The 22,879-nt window shown below is 55.7% G+C and carries 22 protein-coding genes; 15 read left to right on the top strand and 7 right to left on the bottom strand.

The genetic code is table 11. The annotated features are described in order from the left end of the window. Window positions 1-6: 6 nt before the first annotated feature. The 6 genes from EnteroDNA1_RS04980 (at window position 7) to EnteroDNA1_RS04955 (ending at window position 7,696) form a co-directional block, all read left to right on the top strand. Complete coding sequence (locus EnteroDNA1_RS04980) at window positions 7-561, top strand: hypothetical protein (RefSeq protein WP_073000758.1); 555 nt, start codon at window positions 7-9, stop codon at window positions 559-561. 3 nt (window positions 562-564) lie between these two features. Continuing rightward, on the top strand, window positions 565-1,641 hold the full coding sequence (locus tag EnteroDNA1_RS04975; protein WP_069302969.1) for a hypothetical protein: 1,077 nt from the start codon (window positions 565-567) through the stop codon (window positions 1,639-1,641). 75 nt (window positions 1,642-1,716) lie between these two features. After that, window positions 1,717-2,157 (top strand): DcrB-related protein, encoded by a 441-nt coding sequence (locus EnteroDNA1_RS04970; RefSeq protein WP_033145782.1) that lies wholly within the window; start codon window positions 1,717-1,719, stop codon window positions 2,155-2,157. 3 nt (window positions 2,158-2,160) lie between these two features. Next, entirely contained in the window at window positions 2,161-6,585 is a 4,425-nt protein-coding gene (locus EnteroDNA1_RS04965; RefSeq protein ID WP_156779519.1) for an RHS repeat-associated core domain-containing protein, read from the top strand. A gap of 8 nt (window positions 6,586-6,593) precedes the next feature. Further along, on the top strand, window positions 6,594-7,157 hold the full coding sequence (locus tag EnteroDNA1_RS04960) for a hypothetical protein (RefSeq protein ID WP_064672672.1): 564 nt from the start codon (window positions 6,594-6,596) through the stop codon (window positions 7,155-7,157). Between the two features lie 98 nt (window positions 7,158-7,255). Further along, window positions 7,256-7,696 carry a hypothetical protein gene (locus EnteroDNA1_RS04955; protein ID WP_064672950.1) on the top strand — a complete coding sequence of 147 codons (441 nt, stop codon included), beginning with the start codon at window positions 7,256-7,258 and terminating at the stop codon, window positions 7,694-7,696. Between the two features lie 45 nt (window positions 7,697-7,741). On the opposite strand, the gene ychF is transcribed toward EnteroDNA1_RS04955, so the two are convergent. Then, complete coding sequence (ychF, locus tag EnteroDNA1_RS04950) at window positions 7,742-8,836, bottom strand: redox-regulated ATPase YchF (RefSeq protein ID WP_064672671.1); 1,095 nt, start codon at window positions 8,834-8,836, stop codon at window positions 7,742-7,744. Window positions 8,837-8,962: 126 nt separating this feature from the next. Then, window positions 8,963-9,547, bottom strand: a complete 585-nt coding sequence (pth, locus tag EnteroDNA1_RS04945) for an aminoacyl-tRNA hydrolase (protein ID WP_023336005.1) — start codon at window positions 9,545-9,547, stop codon at window positions 8,963-8,965. 274 nt (window positions 9,548-9,821) lie between these two features. Here pth and ychH point away from each other — a divergent pair, with 274 nt between their 5' ends. Both ychH and EnteroDNA1_RS04935 read left to right on the top strand, forming a co-directional pair. Next, window positions 9,822-10,097 (top strand): stress-induced protein YchH, encoded by a 276-nt coding sequence (ychH, locus tag EnteroDNA1_RS04940; RefSeq protein WP_023312132.1) that lies wholly within the window; start codon window positions 9,822-9,824, stop codon window positions 10,095-10,097. 121 nt (window positions 10,098-10,218) lie between these two features. Beyond that, window positions 10,219-11,259, top strand: a complete 1,041-nt coding sequence (locus EnteroDNA1_RS04935; RefSeq protein ID WP_069302968.1) for a MerR family transcriptional regulator — start codon at window positions 10,219-10,221, stop codon at window positions 11,257-11,259. A gap of 3 nt (window positions 11,260-11,262) precedes the next feature. On the opposite strand, the gene dauA is transcribed toward EnteroDNA1_RS04935, so the two are convergent. From dauA to lolB, 4 genes are all read right to left on the bottom strand, one after another. Then, entirely contained in the window at window positions 11,263-12,942 is a 1,680-nt protein-coding gene (gene dauA, locus EnteroDNA1_RS04930; protein WP_069302967.1) for a C4-dicarboxylic acid transporter DauA, read from the bottom strand. Between the two features lie 124 nt (window positions 12,943-13,066). Further along, window positions 13,067-14,014, bottom strand: coding sequence for a ribose-phosphate diphosphokinase (prs, locus tag EnteroDNA1_RS04925; RefSeq protein WP_003856663.1), 948 nt, complete (start codon window positions 14,012-14,014; stop codon window positions 13,067-13,069). A 125-nt stretch (window positions 14,015-14,139) separates the two neighbouring features. Beyond that, window positions 14,140-15,009, bottom strand: coding sequence for a 4-(cytidine 5'-diphospho)-2-C-methyl-D-erythritol kinase (gene ispE, locus EnteroDNA1_RS04920; protein WP_029741606.1), 870 nt, complete (start codon window positions 15,007-15,009; stop codon window positions 14,140-14,142). Next, a complete protein-coding gene (lolB, locus tag EnteroDNA1_RS04915; protein WP_023312128.1) occupies window positions 15,006-15,617 on the bottom strand; it encodes a lipoprotein insertase outer membrane protein LolB in 612 nt (203 codons plus the stop codon). The genes ispE and lolB overlap by 4 nt, the downstream gene beginning before the upstream one ends. Before the next feature lie 201 nt (window positions 15,618-15,818). Here lolB and hemA point away from each other — a divergent pair, with 201 nt between their 5' ends. Genes hemA through kdsA form a run of 6 tightly spaced genes read left to right on the top strand, consistent with a single transcriptional unit; the run spans window position 15,819 to window position 21,122 of the window. Beyond that, window positions 15,819-17,075 carry a glutamyl-tRNA reductase gene (gene hemA, locus EnteroDNA1_RS04910; protein ID WP_023335999.1) on the top strand — a complete coding sequence of 419 codons (1,257 nt, stop codon included), beginning with the start codon at window positions 15,819-15,821 and terminating at the stop codon, window positions 17,073-17,075. A 41-nt stretch (window positions 17,076-17,116) separates the two neighbouring features. Then, window positions 17,117-18,199, top strand: a complete 1,083-nt coding sequence (gene prfA, locus EnteroDNA1_RS04905) for a peptide chain release factor 1 (protein ID WP_021240360.1) — start codon at window positions 17,117-17,119, stop codon at window positions 18,197-18,199. Beyond that, window positions 18,199-19,029: a peptide chain release factor N(5)-glutamine methyltransferase gene (gene prmC / locus EnteroDNA1_RS04900; RefSeq protein WP_064672667.1), complete on the top strand. Its 831-nt coding sequence runs from the start codon at window positions 18,199-18,201 to the stop codon at window positions 19,027-19,029. The genes prfA and prmC overlap by 1 nt, the downstream gene beginning before the upstream one ends. Further along, a complete protein-coding gene (gene sirB2 / locus EnteroDNA1_RS04895) occupies window positions 19,026-19,418 on the top strand; it encodes an invasion regulator SirB2 (protein ID WP_064672666.1) in 393 nt (130 codons plus the stop codon). Before prmC ends, sirB2 begins: the two co-directional genes overlap by 4 nt. 3 nt (window positions 19,419-19,421) lie before the next feature. After that, window positions 19,422-20,231, top strand: a complete 810-nt coding sequence (gene sirB1, locus EnteroDNA1_RS04890; RefSeq protein ID WP_064672665.1) for an invasion regulator SirB1 — start codon at window positions 19,422-19,424, stop codon at window positions 20,229-20,231. A 36-nt stretch (window positions 20,232-20,267) separates the two neighbouring features. Further along, window positions 20,268-21,122 carry a 3-deoxy-8-phosphooctulonate synthase gene (gene kdsA / locus EnteroDNA1_RS04885; protein WP_023335996.1) on the top strand — a complete coding sequence of 285 codons (855 nt, stop codon included), beginning with the start codon at window positions 20,268-20,270 and terminating at the stop codon, window positions 21,120-21,122. Window positions 21,123-21,210: 88 nt separating this feature from the next. Here kdsA and chaA read toward each other — a convergent pair whose 3' ends face one another. After that, window positions 21,211-22,311, bottom strand: coding sequence for a sodium-potassium/proton antiporter ChaA (chaA, locus tag EnteroDNA1_RS04880; protein WP_023312122.1), 1,101 nt, complete (start codon window positions 22,309-22,311; stop codon window positions 21,211-21,213). A 270-nt stretch (window positions 22,312-22,581) separates the two neighbouring features. On the opposite strand from chaA, the gene chaB reads away from it, so the two are divergent. Continuing rightward, the gene (gene chaB, locus EnteroDNA1_RS04875; protein ID WP_023312121.1) at window positions 22,582-22,812 is read left to right on the top strand and encodes a putative cation transport regulator ChaB; all 231 of its coding nucleotides are present in this window, start codon (window positions 22,582-22,584) and stop codon (window positions 22,810-22,812) included. The last annotated feature ends 67 nt before the right edge of the window (window positions 22,813-22,879 follow it).

Genomic DNA, 22,879 nt, shown 5'->3' with positions numbered 1-22,879 from the left:
ATTAACGTGAAAAAACGCCTTTCTGTCTCTCTTTTTTTTACTCTCATGTCTACCTTTCTGAGCAGTTATGAAGTAGTGGCTCAGACTATGCCGCCCATTCTGGCTAAAGAGGATTTTTCTCTGCAGATAAAAGACCAGATTGTGGCACTGGGCGATAGATGGACTTCTGAGGTTGCGCGTAAAATTGCAGTTTCTGTGGAAGGTAGTTTTGTCGGTGAGGTTCCTTTTGACGGAACGAACTATAAATTCTACCAGCATCAGAAGACTGGTTTAAAAATATTCAGTTCCAATCTCTGGTGGGATAAAACCGAGCGAAGTGTTGACGATTATATTGTGGCGCAGATAACGCTAACTACTCCGGATGGCAAAACAGTTCGCGGGATCCATATTGGTTCAACAATAAATGAACTTGATAAAGCTTATGGTGGTGGCCATGTCGAAAATGACTCCGGGGAGCAGTGGGTTTCGTATGAATTGGGTAAGAAATTACTCTCTTTTGAGGTTAAGGACAGTAAGGTTGTAAAAATAACAATGAATTACGATAATGGTTCTTCAGAGTGACTTATGACCAAAAAATATCTTGCAGTCGTATTGTTCACCGCTTTATTGACAGGCGTCGTTGAAACGTCAACAGCGCTTGAATTATCGCAATACAATAAGCTTGATACGGTAAGTCGCATCGTTAACGATAGCGAAGTGAAAGACAATCTCAGGAAGACGCTGGGAAATCATTACCAGACCTTTATTGATAACTTTGATGTCTTCGGTGAACCGCATACCACCACAGGTGGAGGATTGTTTGTCGAAGGCTGGCTAAAGGATCTCTACCAGGAGAATGCGTCAGCGCTGGTCATCAATCCTGACGGCAAAATCTTTGCGGCCTGGGTGGTTCCGGAGTCGGACGTTATTCATTACCAGTCTTCTGATAATAGCCCGGTTATTCATGCCGATATTCAGCAATGGGCCGCCAGATTCAATGCGATGCATTTTGCAACGAACAGCCAATCAGGCCTCGCGTTTGACGGAGAATGGGCTGGCGAATACGAGAACGACTCAACGTTAACCCTGCGGTTAGCTGAATCAGGCAACCATATCACCGGGACTTATTGCTATATCACCCAGAGAGGAAATCGCATAGATTGCCCGGAAGATGATGAGCGTAATCTTAGCGGTACGATCGCAGGCAATCGTGCCAACGTTGAGTTCAACTCATTGTTTGGCGACGTAGGCGGACGGGCTGTTCTGGAAATAAAGGGGAGTGAAATGGAATGGCGCTTAGTTACTCCTCCTCATAAAGGAAATTATTATGCTCCGCTGCGTTATACGTTACGTAAAGCCGCTTCGGTTCATAGCGCTGAAACCAGAAATCTCGACACCGAAACGTTCTCTATTTCGCTGATAAATACGTGCGGTCATTTTGATAGCGAATGTGACCAGATGGCTTATCTCGGCGTGCGTAAAAGCGATAACAGTACGATCTCCTTAAGGGGAAAAACGTTGCACGACTTCGCAGGTAAAATAATCGGCTCAACGTACAAGAATGGCGAGACCGTTTACACCGTGACGTATGCACCTGCGAAATTGGCTGTTAGCAAAGGCAGCCATGTTTTAGTCGAACAGTCAGGTCAATGGCGTAAATAATAAAACAGCCAGCCAGAGGGCCAGCATGGATTGCCCTTTTTGTTTCTCACAATATTAATCATCCCGAGTTCACTTATGAAATACACCCTCCAGGAAGGTTCGTTTTCCCTTTTTCCTGCTGCCTGGCAGGATAACAGCATGAACATTATTCGCGATGACGAAAGCGGGCTGTCCGTGGTGGTCAGCCGCGGCGTTATCCCCGATGGCAGCGACTATGAACAAGAGTTCCACCGCCAGTGGGATGTGCTGCGTCCTCAGATGGGCGAAATTGCCCAGAGCGAATTCCGGAAGGTAAAAGCCGGGCCTGACGGAAAAATTAACGGGCTGGAAGTTGAAACCACCTTTGACCGTAACGGGCAGCGCCTGTGGCAAAAACAGCTGGCCGTGCAGACGCCGGGCAAACCGGTATTGATGATTTTTACCCTCTCGGCACTCAGGGCATTCACCGAAGAGGACGAGGTGCGCTGGAGCGCGCTTAAGCAGAGTCTGACGCTAAACGACAACCGGAATGTGTAAGGCATGAGCGATAACAAGGCGGCCCGTAAGGGCGACGAGATTATTCACTCCAGCATTTTTGCTGACATCACCAGCATTGTGGCGGAGGGTGCCGCCTATGCGGTGATCGGCGCGGCGGTAGGCGCAGCTGCAACCGTAGCGGCGCCATTGCTGGGCGCAGGGGCGGCCGCAGCGGGCGTGGCGGCAATTGGATCCAGCTGTCTGTTAAGCGGAATTATCGGTGGCGTGCTGGCGAACGTGGCGGGGATCACCGACGATATCAGCAACGCCGCGGAAGGATTAGGCAATGCGCTTTTCCCGCCTTCGCCTGCGGGTAAAATCACTACCGGTTCCAGTAACGTTCTCACCAACGCAATCCCCGCCGCGCGCGCGGCAGGCACGCTTACGCCCGCCGATACACCGTCCCCCGAGCCGCAGTCGCCGGGCAGCTTTGCCGATTACGCGGGCATGCTGCTATCCGCCGCCGGTCAGTTTGGCAGCGAAATGTGGCAGCCGAGCGTGGCCTCTGCCGCCGCGGGAACCTCGCCGCTGGAAGAGGACAAGGTGGCGTGCGAAAAGCACTCCGGGCCGCAGTATCTGGCGGAAGGCTCTAAAAGCGTCTTCATCAACGGGCAGCCCGCGGTGCGCGCGAAAGATCGCACCACATGCGAAGGCACCGTTTCCGACGACGTCTCCCCGAACGTGATCATCGGCGGGGACACGCTCACGGTCCGCGATATCAAAAGCGGTAAAACGCCGGGTCTGGCGCTGGGGATGATTGCACTCTCCCTGCTGCGCGGGCGTCCGGGTAAGATCCTGAAAAACATGCCCTGCGCGCTGGCGGCGGCCGGCGGCGGGATGCTGGCCGATATGGCGGTGAATGCCGTGTTTGGCTCCTCGCACCCGGTTCACGCCGCCACCGGCGTGAAGGTGCTGAATGACGACGACGAACTCGATTTCTCGCTGCCGGGGCGCTTTCCGCTTCGCTGGCAGCGCAGCTACAACAGCCTGACCACCCGGGAAGGGCTGTTCGGTCTGGGCTGGGCAACGACCTTTGATAGCTATCTCACGCTGGAAGACAACAACGCCACCTGGTTCGACGAAACCGGGCGCGAGCTGAGCTTCGAGCTGCCGCCGGTCGACCGCGCGTTTTACAGCATCAGCGAAGGCATTATCATCCGCCGCAATGAGAACGGCGACGTGGCGATTGCCGACGATGACGGCGCGGTGTGGCGTCTGTATAAACCGACCCGGGCGAATCCATCTATCCTGCGTCTGGCCTCCCTCAGCGACGAATACGGCAACGCGCTGCTGACGGAGTGGGACGAGCACGGCAGGCTGGTCGGCCTTCACGACGAGCCGCGGGCGATAGACGTCACCCTGCGCTATGACGATGAACGTTTCCCGCAGCGTGTTACCGCTGCCAGCCATTTTGACGGCAGCCAGACATGGCCGCTGATGCAGTGGGGCTACGACGCGCGCGGCCAGCTGGCGAGCGCGACGGATGCCTCCGGCGTGGTGACGCGTGAGTACCGCTATAACGAGCACGGGCTGATGGTCTGGCACCGGATGCCGGGCGGTCTGGAGAGCGAATACCGCTGGAAAAAATTCGATCACTGGCGCGTGGTGGAAAACCGCACCAGCACCGGCGACGGCTGCCGCTTTAGCTACGATTTAGCCGTCGGGCTGACGACCGTCGAGCACTACGACGGCCAGACGCGCCGCCACTACTGGAACGCGCAGAATCTGATTGTCCGCTACGTTGACGAGCGCGGTGAAAACTGGCGCTACGAGTGGAACGAGAACGAGCTTCTGACGCGACGCATCGATCCGCTCGGCAATGCCGTTACCTTCGTCTACGACGAAATGGGCAACCGGGTTCAGGAGATCGACGCCGACGGTAATACCCGCACCACCGCCTGGCTGGAGCACCGCGCGCTTCCTGCGGCCATTATCGAAGCCGACGGCAGCGCCACCCGGTTCTGGTACGACGAACATCACGGGCTTAAGCGCGTGGTGGACCCGATGGGGCAGACCACGCAGCTACGCCGGGACGAGTTCGGCCAGGTCGTTGAAGAGGTCGATGCCGCCGGAAACAGCCGCTACCAGGAGTACAACGAGGCCGGGCAGATCGTTCGTTCGACGGACTGTTCCGGGCGTATTACCCGCTACCGCTATCACCCGCTGGGCTGGCTGGTGGCCGAGACTGGCGCCGACGGGGAAGAGACGCGATATCGCTACGACGCAGCAGGGCGTCCGGTGCAGCTCGATCGCCCGGAAGGCTGGACGGAATCGCTCAAATGGAACGAACGCGGCCTGCCGGTGAAGCATGCGGGCGCCGACGGTAAAGAGAGTGAGTTCAGATACGATGAGGCAGGGCGATTAACCGCGACGCGTAATACCCAGGGTGAAGAGGTCCGTCGCCGCTGGGACAGCCGCGGGCGTCTGATTGCCCTGGAAAACGAAAACGGCGAAGCGTATCAGTTCCGCTGGGGCGCGGACTCGCTGCTGCTGGAAGAGGTGGGGCTCGATGGCGTAGCCTCGCAGTATCGCTATGACGCCTGCGGACGCACGATAGCACGCACGTTTGCCGCCGGTCATCCTGAGGCCATCACCCATGCCTTCGCCTGGAGCGCGAGCGGCCAGCTGGTCGCCCGCACCACGCCGGAGGGGCAGACACGCTATCACTACACGCCGTCCGGGCTGTTAAGCCGGATTGGGCTGCATCCTGCGCTTGCAGCCGACGCGTGGACCACCGCGGCAGAGCAGGAGCTGGCCTTTGAGTATGACGCGCTCGGTCGCGTGACGCGCGAGGCGGGCGAGCACGGCGAGCTGGCGTGGGAGTATGACGCGCTGGGCAACCGCACCTCCGTCACGCTGCCCGATGGCCGCGAGCTGAAGCAGTTTTACTACGGCAGCGGGCATCTGCTCAGCATTGCTCTCGATAAGCTGTCGGTCTCCGACTTTACCCGCGACGAACTCCACCGGGAGACCAGCCGCACTCAGGGGCTGCTGACCACCCGCAGCGAATACGATCGTCTTGGGCGACTGCATCGCCGGGACGTCTTTACCGGCAATGCCCAACGCCCGTCGCCGCGCCGCTGGTCCCGCCGCTGGGATTACGACTACCGCAATAACCTGGTGCGGGAAGAGCGGGACGATAACCCGTTCAGCTGGTACCGCTGGCAGTACGACAGCGCCGGGCGTCTGCTGGTTCAGGACGGTACGCTGCCCGGTCAGGAGCAGTGGCGCTGGGATGCTGCCGGTAACCCGCTGGAAGGGGCTGCTGAGAAGGTCACGCACAACCGCCTGACGCAGCTGAACGGCATTCGCTGGCGCTATGACATCCACGGCCGCACCGTGGAAAAAGATAACGGCCAGACCCGCTGGCACTACCGCTACGACGGTGAACACCGCCTGACGGAAGTCATCAGCCAGCCGCGGGACCGCAATAAACCGCAGACGCAGGTCAGCTTCCGCTACGATCCGCTCGGGCGACGCATCAGCAAAACGCGACGCCAGATGCTGGGCGGACAGCCAACCGGCAAGCCGGTCACAACCCGGTTTGTCTGGGAAGGGTTCCGCCTGCTGCAGGAGGTGCACGGGGATGTGCCGCTCACCTACGTCTACAGCGATCAGGACAGCTACGATCCGCTGGCGCGTATTGACGGCGTGGATGCACCGGAGATTTTCTGGTTCCACTGCCAGCCCAACGGCACGCCGGAGCGGATGACGGATATCGAAGGGCAGGTGCGTTGGGAAGGGGTGAACAGCGCCTGGGGCAAGCTGCTGCGGGAAAGCGAGACGCAGGTATCAGGATATTCTCAGAACCTGCGCATGCAGGGGCAATACCTGGACCGTGAGACAGGGCTGCACTACAATCTGTTCCGGTATTATGACCCGGACTGCGGGCGGTTTACGCAGCAGGACCCGATAGGACTGGCGGGGGGGATTAACCTTTACCAGTATGCGCCGAACGCGCTGGGTTGGGTGGATCCGTGGGGGTTGACTCCTGAAGATCTGATTCGCTACCGCCCACACGATTCTCTTTCTGCTCAAAACGGAGCTAGAAGCTCTGCTATCTCTAGGGCATGGGTGCAAGAAAAAGCCTTATTGCAGGATGGCGGGGCTGGCACCAGGAATTGGACTGCGCAAGAGAGAGATTTAATATTGAAGACTCCGAACAAAAGTCTTACCTCCGTGATGTCACGGGCAGGCTATACTGGGCATCATATCAACTCGGTAGAAGGTAATGGTACACTTGGTTCTAAATGGCAAGGTGATCCGAGGAATATTGTTTTCTTGAAAAATCATAACCATCCCGACAAGTTCAATGAGCATGTCCATGGTGATCAAGGACATAGAGGGAATACTAAAAACTCGACGCGCGGGCGCTTAATCGATAGAGAAAGAACACTAAAATCCAGACAACGATGTAAGCAATTATAGGGGGAAAGATGAACATACAAAATGCAGTCCAAGACTTTGTTAGCAAATTCAAAATGAATGATTTAAATATGGGAGAGATAGACTATACAGACGATGAAAATGAAACTTCTTTTCCAGTGAATTTAAATGGCGAAATTCGTTTTTTTTATAGCCATTTGATTTTAAATGACCACCCAACATTTGATGGTACTTTCTTTATACAGATTGTTGAGTCCCAAGAGCTTAATGAAATGTTATCAGGCTGGCGAGTTCAAAATGACACGACCTGGCGCGATGAATATATAATCTTTGCTGAAAGAAATGGAGATGTTCTTTTTTGTGATACCCAAAATATTACATCTCCTGTTTATGGTAGTATTCAAAAAAGAAATTTCATTATCTCCAATTCGTTAGCCGACTTTTTGGATGCTTTTTGTTCTGCCATTGAGATAGAACAAAGTAAATATGATGGTGATGCTACAGATGATGATTTTAATTTCAGAGAGGACTTTCTGGAAGATATCGATTTAATGCTAAAAAGCAAGCTTAAGGATGTTGAGGCAGAAGCTTTTAAATATTTCTTTTTTGGTTAGTTTCTTTTAGAGACCTCCCTGCTTCTGAAGGCATTTATCGCTTATATCCCTTTTATATAGGCAAGGAGATCTCTTTTCGAATGATAATGAATAAATATATGAAAAACGTATGCTATAAATTCGATGAAAAAAGAGTTACATCTCTTGTAGAAAAAGGAAACGAGTTTCACGACAACCAAAAATACGCCGAAGCTTTAGAACAATACCAAAAAGCCTGGCAAGCTCTTGCTGAGCCAAAGTTTGAATCGGAATTTGCTAACTGGATCGCTGCGTGCATGTACAGCGCTTACTTTGATCTTGAGGATTACGATGAGGCGAAGAAATGGGGAGAGACGACGTTGCGCACACGTGGATCGAATATAGACACTGCACCATCAATCGACCTCGGCATGGTCTGTTACGAGTTGAATCAATTCGATGAAGCGTATAAATATTTCAACGATGCTTATAACTACGGCAAAGAGCGTGCGTTTCAGGATAGACCTAAAAAATACCTTGAGTTCTATCTGCGAAAGAGGGCGGAAATCGGTAATTTATGAAAAAAAATCCACGCCAAGGCGTGGATTTTTTTCATTCAAAACAACTCAAACGTTAAACAAGAAGTTCATCACATCGCCATCTTTAACGATGTAGTCTTTCCCTTCCGCACGCATCTTGCCTGCTTCTTTCGCGCCTTGCTCACCCTTGTAGGTGATGAAGTCTTCAAACGCGATAGTCTGCGCACGAATAAAGCCTTTCTCGAAGTCGGTGTGGATCTTACCGGCCGCCTGAGGAGCTGTCGCACCCACAGGGATCGTCCACGCACGCACTTCTTTCACGCCAGCGGTGAAGTAGGTCTGAAGGTTCAGCAGCTCATAGCCCGCGCGGATCACGCGGTTCAGGCCCGGCTCTTCCAGACCCAGCTCGGCCATGAACTCTTCACGGTCAGCGTCGTCCAGCTCAGCGATGTCGGATTCAACTGCAGCGCAAACCGCCACAACCACAGAACCTTCAGCCGCCGCGATTTCACGCACTTTGTCGAGGTACGGGTTGTTCTCAAAACCGTCTTCGTTAACGTTGGCGATGTACATGGTTGGCTTCAGGGTCAGGAAGCTCAGGTATTTGATCGCCGCCTTGTCTTCTTCAGTCAGGTTTTTCAGCGCGCGCAGCATGCCCGCATTTTCAAGCTGTGGCAGACATTTTTCCAGCGCAGCCAGTTCCGCTTTCGCGTCCTTGTCGCCGCCTTTGGCTTTCTTCTGCACGCGGTGAATAGCGCGTTCGCAGGTGTCGAGGTCAGAGAGCGCCAGCTCGGTGTTGATGACGTCGATGTCGTCAGCCGGATCCACTTTGTTGTTAACGTGGATGATGTTGTCGTTCTCGAAGCAGCGCACAACGTGGCCGATCGCTTCGGTTTCACGAATGTTGGTCAGGAACTGGTTACCCAGGCCTTCACCTTTGGACGCGCCTTTTACCAGGCCCGCGATGTCCACGAATTCCATGGTGGTTGGCAGAATGCGCTGCGGCTTAACGATTTCCGCGAGCTGGTCCAGACGCGTGTCCGGCATTGGCACAACGCCGGTGTTAGGTTCGATGGTACAGAACGGGAAGTTCGCCGCTTCGATACCCGCTTTGGTAAGCGCGTTAAACAGGGTGGATTTGCCCACGTTTGGCAGACCGACGATACCGCATTTGAATCCCATTTCTAAATCACCTTAATATCTTGATAATCAATCCGTTAACGATAACCGATTGATGAAAAGTAAATAACTACGCCTATTATACACGTAACCCGCATGACGCGCGGTAAAAAAGCCGGATCGGGCGGATTATTGCGCTTTGAAAGCGTGTAAGCGGTTTGTCGCTTTGGTTAACCCGTCTTTCAGCCAGATTTCAGTGCAGCGCGCCGCTTCGTCTACCGCCTCGTCAATCAGTTTCTGCTCAGAAACCGGGGGCTTACCGAGTACGAAACCGACAACTTTGTTTTTATCGCCCGGATGGCCGATTCCAACGCGCAAACGGTGGAAATTCGGGTTATTGCCCAGCTTGCTGATGATGTCTTTGAGGCCGTTGTGGCCGCCGTGCCCGCCGCCCAGCTTGAATTTTGCCACGCCGGGCGGGAGATCCAGCTCATCGTGTGCGACCAGAATTTCATCCGGATTGATGCGATAAAACGTTGCCATTGCCGCCACCGCTTTACCACTCAGGTTCATAAAGGTGGTGGGCACCAGTAAACGAACATCCGCGCCAGCAAGGTTGATACGTGAGGTATACCCGAAGAATTTAGGTTCTTCACGCAGGGGAGCACGTAACCGCTCGGCCAGCAGATCGACGTACCATGCCCCAGCGTTGTGGCGGGTGGCCGCATACTCTGCGCCGGGGTTGGCGAGGCCGACAATCAGTTTAATCGTCACGATTCAATTCCTAATGGGTTCCAGATCTGGCGCGTAGTTTACTGTCTGTCGCGCCGCTTGACAAAATTCTGCGATCTTCCCAGCGAAATACGAATAATTTCTGATTTGAACCATTAGAATTTCAAGCTGTTCAAAGCCTTATTTGTAAACTTTTGTTTGGGACTTATCTGTAATTGTGATCATTCACGCAACTCATAAAAGGGGCGTTGTCTATACTTTACACACAAGGATTAGGGGCTTTTCCCCTGACAACCCAAAGTTCCGGAGGTGACACATGAAACGCAAAAACGCTTCGTTACTCGGTAACGTACTGATGGGATTGGGGCTGTTCGTGATGGTAGCCGGCGTGGGTTATTCCATTTTAAACCAGTTACCTCAGATTGACCTCCCGCAATACTTCGCGCACGGCGCGATATTGAGCATCTTCGTTGGTGCGGTATTGTGGCTTGCAGGGGCGCGCGTGAGCGGCCATGAGGAAGTCTGCGATAAATACTGGTGGGTGCGCCACTACGACAAACGCTGTCGTCGCGATCAGCATAAGCACAGCTAGTGCTACGATAAAGAACGCCGAAACGGCTCCCGAGGGAGTCGTTTTTTTTTGCATCAAGGGTTGACCCTCACGTAACGTAAGGCTCCAGAGTGGCGCCACTGGCAAAGAAAAAGGAGCAGTTATGTTGATTCAGGTGGGTGAGCTGGCGAAACGCGCCGGGATCACCGTGCGGACATTGCACCACTATGAGCAAACAGGGTTGTTGCTGCCTTCTGCCAGAAGCGCGGCAGGTTACCGGCTTTACAACCTGGCGGATGTCCAGCGTCTGCATATGATCCAGGCGCTGGCAAAAGCGGGGCTGGAACTTGCTGAAATCAGGGATTTCCTGGAACAGGAGTCGCTGTCGTTAACCGAGTTACTCGATGCGCAAATCACGCTGCTGGATAAACAGCTGCGCAGCATACATACGCTGCGCGATCGGCTGGTGGAGCTGCGAACCGGGCTTCTCGACGATGCGACGCCGGATCTGGAATCCTGGCTACAGACTCTGGAGTTAATGAATATGTACGATCGCTGGTTTAGCAAAGAAGAGTTACAGCAGCTGCCGTTTGCGGTGCAGAAGGATGCGCTGGCGGCTATCTGGTCAGGGCTGGTTGCAGAGGCCAACACGCTGCTGGAGCACCATATACCCGCTACTGACGCCCGGGCGATGGATCTGGCGACGCGCTGGATGGAGCGCCTTGAGCAGGACACGGCGGGCAAGCCGGAGTTTCTCACCCGGCTGAACGAGATGCACAGCGTTGAACCGCTGATGCAGGCGCAGACCGGCATCACGCCGGAGATGACGGATTACATCACGCGCGCGTTTGCTGAGTCTAAGCTCTGCATATGGGAGAAGTATCTCACTGCCGAAGAGATGGCCTTTACCCGGGCACACTACTTTGACCGCATGATGGAGTGGCCGCCGCTGGTGGCGAAACTGCATCAGGCGCAGCGGGAAAATATCGATCCTGCCTGTGAGGAGGCGCAAAAGCTGGCTGAAAACTGGCTGGCATTGTTCCAGTCTTACGCGGGCAAGAACCCGGAAACTCAGCAAAAGTTTCGTACTGCCATGCAGCAGGAGCCGCACCTGATGAAAGGAACCTGGATGACGCCTGCCGTGCTTGCATGGCTCCAGCAGGCGATCGGGGTGATGATGCAGAGACGTTTCTCTGCATCATGAGACTCACAGATCCGCTAACGCGGCTTCACGGTTAGGGTAGAAGGAGAGTCGGCCAGGGATAGGCTGTACGCCCGCGCGCGCCATGGTGCGCAGCGGCTGAAACTCCAGGTTACTCACCCGCAGCTCGCAGCCTTCCGGCAGACGTTTCACAAAGCGCTGGAAGGCATCCAGGCCGCCTGCATCGAGCACCGGTACGGCATCCCATTTCAGCACCACAACCCGTTTGCCCGCGATGCGGGACTCCAGATCGCTGAACAGACCTTCCGCCGCGGCGAAGAACAGCGGGCCAATCACGCGCAGCACCAGCACATCGTCAGGCACCTCGACGTTAACCGGGGAAAGGCGCGTCATCTGCGCGATGCGGCGCATAAACAGCAGGGAAGCCAGCACGATCCCGACGCTGATGGCGATAACCATATCGAACAGCACGGTCAGCGACATGCAGATCAGCATCACGATGATGTCGTCTTTCGGCGCGCGACGAAGCAGGTTCACCACCTTGTGCGCCTCGCTCATGTTCCAGGCCACCATCAGCAGCAGGGCGGCCATGGCGGAAAGCGGTAGCCAGGAGAGCAGCGGGGCGAGGATCAGCAGGGCGAGGATCACCAGCACGGAGTGGATAACCGCCGAAACCGGTGAGGTTGCCCCCGCGCGCACGTTGGCCGCAGAACGGGCGATGGCTGCCGTTGCGGTAATACCGCCGAAGAACGGCGCGACGAGGTTGCCTAATCCCTGACCGACCAGTTCGCTGTTGGCTTTGTGCTTGGTGCCGGTCATCCCGTCCAGAACGACGGCACAGAGCAGGGATTCAATCGCCCCCAGCATTGCCATAGAGAACGCGGCGGGAAGCAGGGCTCGCAGGGAATCCCAGCTTAGGGTAAAGCTAGAGCCGGGCATGTCCCACGGTAGCACCAGCTGCGGTAGCAGTTGCGGAATGCCGCTACCCTGTGAACCGTCCGCCAGAACATAGTGGAACTGCGAGCCGATAGTCGCGACGTGACCACCGAGCATATTGACGATCGCCATCACCGCGCAGCCCAACAGCAGCGCGGGCAGATGGCCCGGCAGACGAATACCGAGGCGAGGCCAGACGATCAGCGTGCCCAGCGTCACAATCCCGATGGCGGCGTCGCCCAGGTTGGCCGTCGGCAGCGCCATAAACAGCGCCCCCACTTTTTGCAGGTAGTGCTCCGGTACGTGGGGCATCTGCAGGCCGAGGAAATCCTTGATCTGCATGGTTCCGATGGTGATACCAATCCCCGATGTGAATCCCAGCGTCACGGAAAGGGGAATATATTCAATCAGGCGACCAAAGCGGGCCAGACCAAACAGAATCAAAAAGACGCCGGACATCAGGGTGGCGACCAGTAGGCCTGCCAGACCAAACTGCTGTGAAACCGGGTAGAGGATCACCACGAAGGCGGCGGTCGGGCCGGAGACGCTGAAGCGCGAGCCGCCCGTCAGGGCAATGACTATCCCGGCAACGGCCGAGGTGTACAGACCGTACTGCGGCGCAACGCCGCTGCCAATCGCCAGCGCCATCGCCAGCGGGATGGCGATAATGCCGACGGTGATCCCGGCAATCAGGTCACGGACAAAGCGTGACGAGGTGTACTTCTCTTTCCAGCAGGCGTCGATGAGGGCGCGAAAGGGCAGAACATGTGAGGAGGCTACGTTTTTCACAATTATCTATCATCCGTATGCGCATCATCTGTCATGTGAATGGCAGGTGAAGGAGGCATTAATCATACAAATAAAACCCGGAGACAAAAAAACCCGCCGCAGCGGGTTTTTCGGCCGTGTTCGATTAGTGTTCGAACATTGCTGAGATGGATTCTTCGTTGCTGATACGACGAATCGCTTCGGCCAGCATCCCGGACAGGGTCAACGTACGCACGTTTGGCAGTGCTTTGATCTCGTCGCTCAGTGGGATGGTATCGCATACCACAACTTCGTCAATGACGGAGTTGCGCAGGTTGTTTACCGCGTTACCGGAGAAGATCGGGTGAGTCGCGTAAGCGAACACGCGCTTGGCACCACGCTCTTTCAGCGCTTCAGCTGCTTTACACAGCGTACCGCCGGTATCGATCATGTCGTCAACCAGCACGCAGTCACGGCCAGCAACGTCACCGATGATGTGCATCACCTGAGAAACGTTAGCGCGCGGACGGCGTTTGTCGATGATCGCCATGTCGGTATCGTTCAGCAGCTTAGCGATAGCACGGGCACGTACCACGCCGCCGATGTCCGGAGAAACCACGATTGGGTTATCCAGGTTCAGCTGCAGCATGTCTTCCAGCAGGATTGGGCTGCCGAATACGTTATCAACCGGGACGTCGAAGAAGCCCTGGATCTGCTCTGCGTGCAGGTCAACGGTCAGTACGCGGTCAACGCCGACGCTGGACAGGAAGTCAGCGACAACTTTAGCGGTAATTGGCACACGCGCGGAACGGACGCGACGGTCCTGACGGGCATAGCCGAAGTAAGGAATTACAGCAGTGATACGGCCTGCGGAAGCGCGACGCAGGGCGTCGACCATAACAACCAGTTCCATCAGGTTGTCGTTCGTTGGAGCACAGGTGGACTGGATGATGAAAATATCACCACCGCGTACATTTTCGTTAATTTGTACGCTGACTTCGCCGTCGCTAAAGCGACCTACGGCGGCGTCGCCGAGGGAAGTGTACAGGCGGTTGGCAATACGTTGTGCTAGTTCCGGGGTGGCGTTACCAGCAAAAAGCTTCATATCAGGCACGAGAAGAACCTCAGGCATGCGTCCAGTGGTGGATAGCGTTCGCCGCAAACTGTGCGGGCCAGGCGAAGGCTATCCAGGCGGTGTATTAAAGAGCGCGATGCAACGTCTGGAACAGGGTGACGTTGTCACCGAAACTCAGTCTGCGCCAGAATGGTCTGCTGTAGGGGGGAGGTGTTCATCCCGCGTGCTACAAAACCATGCAGCCAAACCGGCGCTTGCTCAAGCACCTGACGAGCGGCGGATTCGGTGTCAAATTCAGCAAAGACACAGGCCCCTGTACCAGTCAGGCGCGACGGCGCGTATTCTAACAGCCAGGAAAGCACCGCATCAACCTCGCGAAAACGTTTTCTTGCGATATCCTCGCAATCGTTGCTGAATTCACAATTTAATAACGTTTCTATTGACCGAACCGGGGTATTCCTTTTCAGGTCAGGATCTTTAAAGATGACCGGTGTCGGAATACTTACGCCAGGGTGGGCAACCAGATACCACTTCTCCGGCGGTTCAGCCGGGGAGAGGATCTCACCCACGCCTTCAGCAAAGGCCGCATGACCGCGCACAAACACCGGGACATCCGCCCCCAGCGTCAGGCCCAGGGCGGCCAGTTCGTCCTTCGACAGCCCGCATCCCCAGAGGTGGTTCAGCGCAACCAGCACGGTGGCGGCGTTGGATGAGCCGCCGCCCAGACCGCCGCCCATCGGCAGGCGTTTCTCGATACGGATATCTGCTCCGCTTCCCGCGGGCAGACGGCCCGATTCCGCCGCGGCTTTCATCAGCAGACGCGCTGCGCGCACGATCAGGTTGTCCTCATGCGCCACGCCTTCGACCGGCGTTAGCAGGCAAATCTGCCCGTCCTGGCGCAGTTCAATAGAGATCGTGTCGCCATAGTCAATAAACTGAAACAGCGTCTGGAGGGTGTGATAACCGTCAGCACGCTGGCCGGTAATGTATAAAAATAGGTTCAGCTTTGCCGGAGAGGGCCAGTGGGTCATCATTTAACGATCCAGTTGTCCATTTTCAGCTTGATACGCTGGCTGCCCTGGGTCAGCTCCATGTTTGATGGCAGCGACGGTTTACTCTTGCTGTCATAGGCGCTGTACACCACTTTCCAGGTTTTGCCGTTCTGGGTGTAGTTCACCTGGCTCAGACGGTACTGGTCGTCAAGGGTGTAGTCCGTTGCCTCACCCGGCAGGCCAAGGATCCACTGGCGCAGGCTGTTGAGCGGGATAGGCATCCCGGTCAGCTTGCCAATCATCTCTTCGGCATCGGTCGCGGTATAGTGCTGGCCTTTGTTATCGGTGATCTGCGCTTCGCCCGGTTTGGCGATAAGCTCCAGTTCGGTGCTGCCCAGCGGGTTCAGCAGCAGAAGGCGGTAGTTGTCCTGCCCCGTCTGCTGCCAGAAGAAGCGGGCATAAACCTTTTGTTCGTCAGAGAGATAAGCGAAAGCGCCGCGTGTCTGGTACTGGTTCAAATTACGAACGTCCTGCTGGTGCTGACGCCACTGCGGTGAATCAGGGCTTTTGCCCGGGCCTTTTGGTTGGGTGACGGTACACGCGGTCAGAACCAGTGCTGCCAGCGGCAGCAGGCGAATCAGTCGGGTCATAATGAGGACAAATCCTTGAGATACGTTGCAGTTATAACTGTTAATGCTAGCGTCGAAGGGGGCTACCGTCTACGTTCAAATTATCTCAAAGGGTTGTGTAACCTATTACTCCGAAAGGAGGCAGTCCCTTTTATTGATCTCGCGCATCCTGTATGATGCGTTCTGCTAACCTTATTAACGCTGGTACTACTCCCGCTCAACATGACCCTATTAGCACTCGGCATCAACCACAAAACGGCTCCGGTTTCGCTGCGAGAACGCGTGACGTTTTCGCCGGATACGCTTGACCTGGCGCTGGACAGCCTGCTTGCACAGCCTATGGTGCAGGGTGGCGTGGTGCTCTCGACGTGCAACCGTACCGAGCTGTATTTAAGCGTGGAAGAGCAGGACAACCTGCACGAAGCGCTGATCCGCTGGCTATGTGACTACCACAACCTCAATGAAGACGAGCTGCGCAACAGCCTGTACTGGCATCAGGACAACGATGCCGTCAGCCATCTGATGCGCGTCGCCAGCGGGCTGGATTCGCTGGTGCTGGGCGAGCCGCAAATTTTGGGTCAGGTGAAAAAAGCGTTTGCGGATTCGCAAAAAGGGCATCTGAAGGCCAGCGAGCTGGAGCGCATGTTCCAGAAGTCGTTCTCCGTGGCGAAGCGTGTGCGAACCGAAACCGACATTGGTGCCAGTGCGGTTTCTGTTGCTTTCGCGGCCTGCACCCTTGCACGCCAAATCTTTGAATCCCTTTCTACCGTCACCGTGATGCTGGTGGGGGCGGGCGAAACCATCGAACTTGTGGCGCGCCATCTGCGCGAGCATAAAGTGAAAAAGATGATTATCGCTAACCGCACCCGCGAACGCGCGCAGGTGCTGGCGGATGAAGTGGGTGCAGAGGTGGTTGCCCTGAGCGACATCGATGAACGCCTGAAAGAGGCTGACATTATTATCAGCTCAACCGCCAGCCCGCTGCCGATTATCGGAAAAGGGATGGTGGAGCGTGCGCTAAAGTCCCGCCGTAATCAGCCGATGCTGCTGGTGGATATCGCCGTCCCGCGCGATGTTGAGCCGGAAGTGGGAAAGCTGCCTAATGCCTATCTCTACAGCGTGGATGACCTGCAAAGCATCATTTCGCACAACCTTGCCCAGCGTAAAGCCGCGGCAGTTCAGGCGGAAACCATCGTTGAGCAGGAAACCAGTGAGTTTATGGCCTGGCTGCGCGCGCAAAGCGTCAGCGAGACCATCCGCGAGTACCGCGGGCAGGCGGAGCAGGTGCGTGATGACCTGACTGCCAAAGCGTTAGCAGCCCTTGAACAGGGCGGCGACGCAAATGCGATTATGCAGGATCTGGCGTGGAAACTGACCAACCGCCTGATCCATGCACCAACCAAATCTCTTCAGCAGGCTGCCCGTGACGGGGATGATGAACGCCTGACTATTCTGCGCAACAGCCTCGGGCTGGAATAGCGCCCTATACCCATTTTCTAAGACAAGGTGCACTTACGCCTATGAAGCCTTCTATCGTCGCTAAACTGGAAGCTCTGCACGAGCGCCATGAAGAAGTACAGGCGCTGCTCGGGGATGCCGGGACCATTGCGGACCAGGAACGTTTTCGCGCGCTCTCGCGTGAATACGCGCAGTTAAGTGATGTTTCTAAATGCTTTACCGACTGGCGACAGGTTCAGGAAGATATCGAAACCGCGCAGATGATGCTCGACGATCCTGAAATGCGCGAGATGGCGCAGGAAGAGTTGCAGGATGCGAAAGCGCGTTCTGAAGAGATGGAGCAGCAGCTTCAGGTGCTTCTGCTGCCGAAAGATCCGGACGACGAGCGTAACGCGTTTGTGGAAGTGCGTGCCGGTACCGGCGGTGACGAAGCGGCGCTGTTTGCCGGGGATCTGTTCCGCATGTACAGCCGCTACGCCGAATCGCGTCGCTGGCGCGTGGAGATCATGAGCGCCAACGAAGGCGAACATGGTGGCTACAAAGAGGTTATCGCCAAGATCAGCGGCGACGGCGTGTACGGTCGTCTCAAGTTTGAATCCGGCGGTCACCGCGTGCAGCGCGTGCCGGCCACCGAATCTCAGGGCCGCATTCACACCTCCGCCTGTACGGTTGCGGTGATGCCTGAGCTGCCGGAAGCTGAACTGCCGGACATCAATCCTGCAGACCTGCGTATTGATACGTTCCGCTCCTCTGGCGCGGGCGGTCAGCACGTTAACACCACCGACTCCGCCATCCGTATTACCCACCTGCCGACCGGCATCGTCGTTGAATGTCAGGACGAGCGTTCGCAGCACAAAAACAAAGCCAAAGCGTTGTCCGTGCTGGGCGCGCGTATCCACGCAGCCGAAATGGCGAAACGCCAGCAGGCGGAAGCGTCTACGCGCCGTAACCTGCTGGGCAGCGGCGATCGCAGCGACCGTAACCGCACCTATAACTTCCCGCAGGGGCGCGTAACCGATCACCGCATCAACCTGACGCTGTACCGTCTGGACGAGGTAATGGAAGGGAAGCTGGATATGCTGATCGAGCCTATCGTGCAGGAATACCAGGCCGACCAGCTGGCGGCGCTGTCCGAGCAGGAATAATGGATTTTCAGCGCTGGTTACGTCAGGCGGCCGATGAGCTTTCAGAAAGCGAAAGCCCGAAACGCGACGCCGAGATTTTGCTTGAGCACGTGACGGGTAAAGCCCGCACGTATCTGCTGGCTTTTGGCGAAACCGAACTGACCGCGGAACAGGAAGCGCAGCTCGGCGCGCTGCTTGCCCGCCGTAAAACCGGAGAGCCGGTGGCGCATCTGGTCGGTGAACGTGAGTTCTGGTCGTTACCGCTGTACGTCTCGGCGGCGACGCTGATCCCGCGTCCGGACACCGAGTGTCTGGTGGAGCAGGCGCTGGCGCGTTTACCTGCGACGGCCTGCAGCATTCTCGATCTCGGTACCGGCACCGGTGCTATCGCGCTGGCGCTGGCCACCGAGCGGCCCGACTGCGCGGTAACGGCGGTGGATGTGATGTCCGATGCGGTGGCGCTGGCGCAGCGTAACGTGGAACGTCTCGGGCTTCGCAACGTGACGGTGCTGCAAAGCAGCTGGTTTGCCGCGCTGGAGAATCGCTCATTTGCGATGATTGTCAGCAATCCTCCCTATATCGACGAACATGACCCGCACCTTGCGCAGGGAGACGTGCGCTTCGAACCGCTGACGGCGCTCGTGGCCGCCAACGCGGGATTAGCCGATCTCGATCACATTGTGACAACGTCACGGGAACATTTGCTTCCCGGCGGCTGGCTGCTCGTGGAACATGGCTGGACGCAGGGAGAGGCCGTTCGGGCACTGTTTACGCAAGCTGGCTACGCCGCTGTCGAAACCTGCCGCGACTACGGCGGCAACGAACGCCTGACGCTGGGGCAGTGGCTATGAGCCTGTTTACCGTACTCATTACCGTCCACCTCATTTCCGTTGCGCTGACCGTCAGCTTTTTCATCGTCCGTTACTGGTGGCGCTACAGCAACAATCCGCTGATTGATGCCCGCTGGGTGCGTATCGCGCCGCACTGCATCGACACGCTATTGCTCCTTTCCGGTGCCGGGCTCATGTGGAAGACCGGCTATCTGCCATTTACTGATAAAGGTGCATGGCTGACTGAAAAGCTGTTTGGCGTTATCATCTACATCGTTTTGGGTTTTATCGCGCTTGGGCGTCGTCGTCCGCGCAGCCAGCAGGTCGGGTTTATCGCCTTTCTGCTGGGTCTGGTGGTGCTGTACATCATCATTAAACTCGCCACCACAAGAATACCGTTACTGGGGTAAGTCATGAGGTCCTTAGCCGATTTCGAATTTAATAAAGTGCCGCTTTGCGATGGCATGATCCTGATTTCTGAGATGATTCGCGACGATTTTACGTCGCAGTTTGTCTACGATGAGCTGGAGAATCTGGTCAGCCTGGCGCGTGAAGAGATTAATCAGGCTCGCCCGCAAGACTGGCAATTAGAGAAGCTGCTGGAGCTTTTCTACGGCGAATGGGGTTTCTGCGACACGCGGGGCGTGTATCGCCTGTCTGACGCGTTATGGCTGGACCAGGTCTTAAAAAATCGTCAGGGCAGCGCCGTGGCGCTGGGCTCTATTTTGCTGTGGGTCGCGCACCGTCTGGATATTCCGCTGGTCCCGGTCATTTTCCCGACGCAGATGATCCTGCGTGCAGAGTGGCTGGACGGCGAAATGTGGCTCATTAATCCCTTCAACGGCGACACGCTGGATGAACATACGCTGGACGTGTGGCTGAAAGGCAATATCAGCCCGGTGGCTGAACTGTTCAACGAAGATCTCGACGAGGCGGATAACGCGGAAGTGATCCGCAAGCTGCTGGATACGCTGAAGTCCGCGTTGATGGAAGAGCGTCAGATGGAGATGGCGTTGCGCGCCAGCGAAGTGCTGCTGCAGTTCAACCCGGAAGACCCGTACGAAATTCGCGATCGTGGCCTGATCTACGCGCAGCTCGACTGTGAGCACGTGGCGCTGAATGATTTGAATTATTTCGTCGAGCAGTGTCCGGAAGACCCCATTAGCGAAATGATTCGTGCGCAGATCAACGCGATCTCGCACAAACAAATTACACTGCATTAATCTTAATTCCGATTCACACCTGAATAAGGCGATCCTATGAAACAAAAAGTGGTTAGCATTGGTGATATCAAGGTAGCAAACGACCTGCCGTTCGTACTGTTTGGCGGCATGAACGTGCTGGAATCCCGCGATCTCGCCATGCGTATCTGCGAACACTACGTGACCGTGACCCAGAAGCTGGGCATCCCGTACGTGTTTAAGGCCTCTTTTGACAAAGCCAACCGCTCCTCCATCAACTCTTACCGTGGCCCGGGCCTGGAAGAGGGAATGAAAATTTTCCAGGAGCTGAAGCAGACCTTTGGCGTGAAAGTGATCACCGACGTGCATGAAGCCTCACAGGCGCAGCCGGTGGCAGACGTGGTGGACGTGATTCAGCTTCCGGCGTTCCTGGCGCGCCAGACTGACCTGGTTGCGGCGATGGCGAAAACCGGTGCCGTGATTAACGTGAAAAAACCACAGTTCGTCAGCCCTGGCCAGATGGGTAACATCGTCGATAAGTTTATCGAAGGCGGAAACGATCAGGTCATCCTGTGCGACCGCGGCGCAAACTTCGGTTACGACAACCTGGTTGTCGACATGCTGGGCTTCAGCGTAATGAAAAATGTCTCCGGCCAGTCTCCGGTGATTTTCGACGTGACCCACGCCCTGCAGTGCCGCGACCCGTTCGGCGCCGCGTCCGGCGGCCGTCGTGCTCAGGTGACCGAGCTGGCGCGCGCCGGCATGGCGACCGGCCTGGCCGGCCTTTTCATTGAAGCGCACCCGGATCCGGCTAACGCGAAATGCGACGGCCCATCCGCGCTGCCGCTGGACAAGCTGGAGCCGTTCCTGAAGCAGATCAAAGCGATTGACGATCTGGTGAAGAGCTTCGACGAGCTGGATACCAGCAACTAATAAAAAAACCCGCTTCGGCGGGTTTTTTGTTCTCCCTCTCCCTGTGGGAGAGGGTTGGGATGAGGGCATCAGCCCGCGCCGCATAAAATTACGCAAATATCGTCATCAGATACGCAATAAACAAGGCCATATGCGCCGCGCCGTTCAGCACGTTGGTGCGCCCGGTTGAGAACGAAATCTGGCACAGCAGCAACGAGGCGACCATCACAATCATCTCCGGCGCGCCCAGCGCAAACTGCAGCTCGTTGCCCGTCATAAAGGCAATCAGCGTCACCACCGGTACGGTAAGTGAAATCGTCGCCAGTACGGAGCCGAAGAACAGGTTCATTGCGCGCTGTACCTGATTATTCAACACCGCTTTCAGCGCGCCCAGCCCTTCAGGGGACAGGATCAGCAGCGCCACCAGGAAGCCGGTAAACGCCACCGGCGCGTTCAGCTCGGTTAACAGCGTCTCCAGCGGGTTAGCGTTCATCTTGGTGACGGCAATCACCGCAATCAGATGCACGATCAGCCAAACCGTATGCCACGCGCTGCTGTGGGCCGACGGCTTGCCGTGGTGCGGGTCATCATCGTCGCCGTCGTCTTCATGCTCGTACACAAACAGGCTCTGGTGCGTTTTGGTCTGAATCAACAGGAACACGCCGTACATGGCGGCGGAAATCAGTGCAACCAGCAGCGCCTGCCCGGTGGAAAAGTTTGCACCCGGCAGCGCCATCGGGAAGACCAGCACGATAATCGCCAGCGGGAAGAGGGCGATAAGATACTGTTTAATGCCGAACAGGTTCATATACTGGGTCGCAAATTTGCGCCCGCCCAGCAGCAGAGAGAAGCCTACCAGGCCGCCCGTCACAATCATAATGATCGAATAGAGCGTGTCGCGCATCAGCGTCGGCGCGGCATCGCCGGTCGCCATAAGCGCGGAAATCAGGCTGACTTCGAGAATAACAACGGAAAGGCTGAGAATTAACGATCCGTACGGCTCGCCCAGACGGTGGGCCAGGACGTCCGCATGGCGAACAACGCTAAATGCGCTGGTTAAGATGCCGACCAGGGCAAGAATATTGATACCAACCACCACTGGCAGTGACTGACTGCTTCCCCAGAAGAGCAGCACAGCCAGTGCCAGAACCGGGAAAATGAGCGACGTCTCCTTGTGGCGGGTCTTTACCGCCTCGTGTGTTGCTGTCATGTGCTTCTCCATCAATGCAGGTGCTTGTAATTATAGATAGATTTTTGAGGTCATTAAATTAACAGATCTCTGTTAAATACCCTTTATTTTTTACTTAATTTTACCCTTTGTCATTATTTTCATTGATGATGGTTATAATTTATATTCTTTGTTGATTACTCATTAAATAACAATAAATTAAAAATGTAATGCATTCATAAATTATTGCCGGGTGGCACCATGGCGTATCGTCGTCCACACTTATCTCTTTAACCAAAAGAGAGGTTAGTGATGCCCTATAAAGCGAAACGCGAATTACCGGATAACGTGCAAAACGTGCTGCCCGCTCACGCGCAGGATATCTACAAAGAGGCGTTCAACAGCGCCTGGGATCAGTACAAAGACAAGGACGATCGCCGGGATGATGCCAGCCGTGAAGAGACGGCCCACAAAGTCGCCTGGGCCGCAGTAAAACATGAATATGAGAAAGGAGACGACGATAAATGGCATAAAAAGAAATAGCCGTGAAATGATTCGCTGCCTTCATTTTGACTTTTCAGGCGGTTGAACTTCCGTTGTATTGCAACTG

Source organism: Enterobacter sp. HK169 (genome assembly GCF_001719105.1).
In the GTDB taxonomy this organism is placed as follows: domain Bacteria; phylum Pseudomonadota; class Gammaproteobacteria; order Enterobacterales; family Enterobacteriaceae; genus Enterobacter; species Enterobacter asburiae_B.
This window is presented reverse-complemented; position numbering and strand designations above follow the sequence as displayed.

Excerpts from the sequence above, each read along its gene's own strand:
- EnteroDNA1_RS04970 (WP_033145782.1), top strand. The coding sequence starts at position 1,717 with ATGAAATACACCCTCCAGGAAGGTTCGTTTTCCCTTTTTCCTGCTGCC.
- EnteroDNA1_RS04960 (WP_064672672.1), top strand. The coding sequence starts at position 6,594 with ATGAACATACAAAATGCAGTCCAAGACTTTGTTAGCAAATTCAAAATG.
- ychF (WP_064672671.1), bottom strand. The coding sequence starts at position 8,836 with ATGGGATTCAAATGCGGTATCGTCGGTCTGCCAAACGTGGGCAAATCC.
- ychH (WP_023312132.1), top strand. The coding sequence starts at position 9,822 with ATGAAACGCAAAAACGCTTCGTTACTCGGTAACGTACTGATGGGATTG.
- kdsA (WP_023335996.1), top strand. The coding sequence starts at position 20,268 with ATGAAACAAAAAGTGGTTAGCATTGGTGATATCAAGGTAGCAAACGAC.
- lolB (WP_023312128.1), bottom strand. The coding sequence starts at position 15,617 with ATGACCCGACTGATTCGCCTGCTGCCGCTGGCAGCACTGGTTCTGACC.
- sirB2 (WP_064672666.1), top strand. The coding sequence starts at position 19,026 with ATGAGCCTGTTTACCGTACTCATTACCGTCCACCTCATTTCCGTTGCG.
- prfA (WP_021240360.1), top strand. The coding sequence starts at position 17,117 with ATGAAGCCTTCTATCGTCGCTAAACTGGAAGCTCTGCACGAGCGCCAT.
- EnteroDNA1_RS04955 (WP_064672950.1), top strand. The coding sequence starts at position 7,256 with ATGAAAAACGTATGCTATAAATTCGATGAAAAAAGAGTTACATCTCTT.
- prmC (WP_064672667.1), top strand. The coding sequence starts at position 18,199 with ATGGATTTTCAGCGCTGGTTACGTCAGGCGGCCGATGAGCTTTCAGAA.
- chaA (WP_023312122.1), bottom strand. The coding sequence starts at position 22,311 with ATGACAGCAACACACGAGGCGGTAAAGACCCGCCACAAGGAGACGTCG.
- chaB (WP_023312121.1), top strand. The coding sequence starts at position 22,582 with ATGCCCTATAAAGCGAAACGCGAATTACCGGATAACGTGCAAAACGTG.
- sirB1 (WP_064672665.1), top strand. The coding sequence starts at position 19,422 with ATGAGGTCCTTAGCCGATTTCGAATTTAATAAAGTGCCGCTTTGCGAT.
- EnteroDNA1_RS04935 (WP_069302968.1), top strand. The coding sequence starts at position 10,219 with ATGTTGATTCAGGTGGGTGAGCTGGCGAAACGCGCCGGGATCACCGTG.
- hemA (WP_023335999.1), top strand. The coding sequence starts at position 15,819 with ATGACCCTATTAGCACTCGGCATCAACCACAAAACGGCTCCGGTTTCG.
- EnteroDNA1_RS04965 (WP_156779519.1), top strand. The coding sequence starts at position 2,161 with ATGAGCGATAACAAGGCGGCCCGTAAGGGCGACGAGATTATTCACTCC.
- EnteroDNA1_RS04975 (WP_069302969.1), top strand. The coding sequence starts at position 565 with ATGACCAAAAAATATCTTGCAGTCGTATTGTTCACCGCTTTATTGACA.
- ispE (WP_029741606.1), bottom strand. The coding sequence starts at position 15,009 with ATGATGACCCACTGGCCCTCTCCGGCAAAGCTGAACCTATTTTTATAC.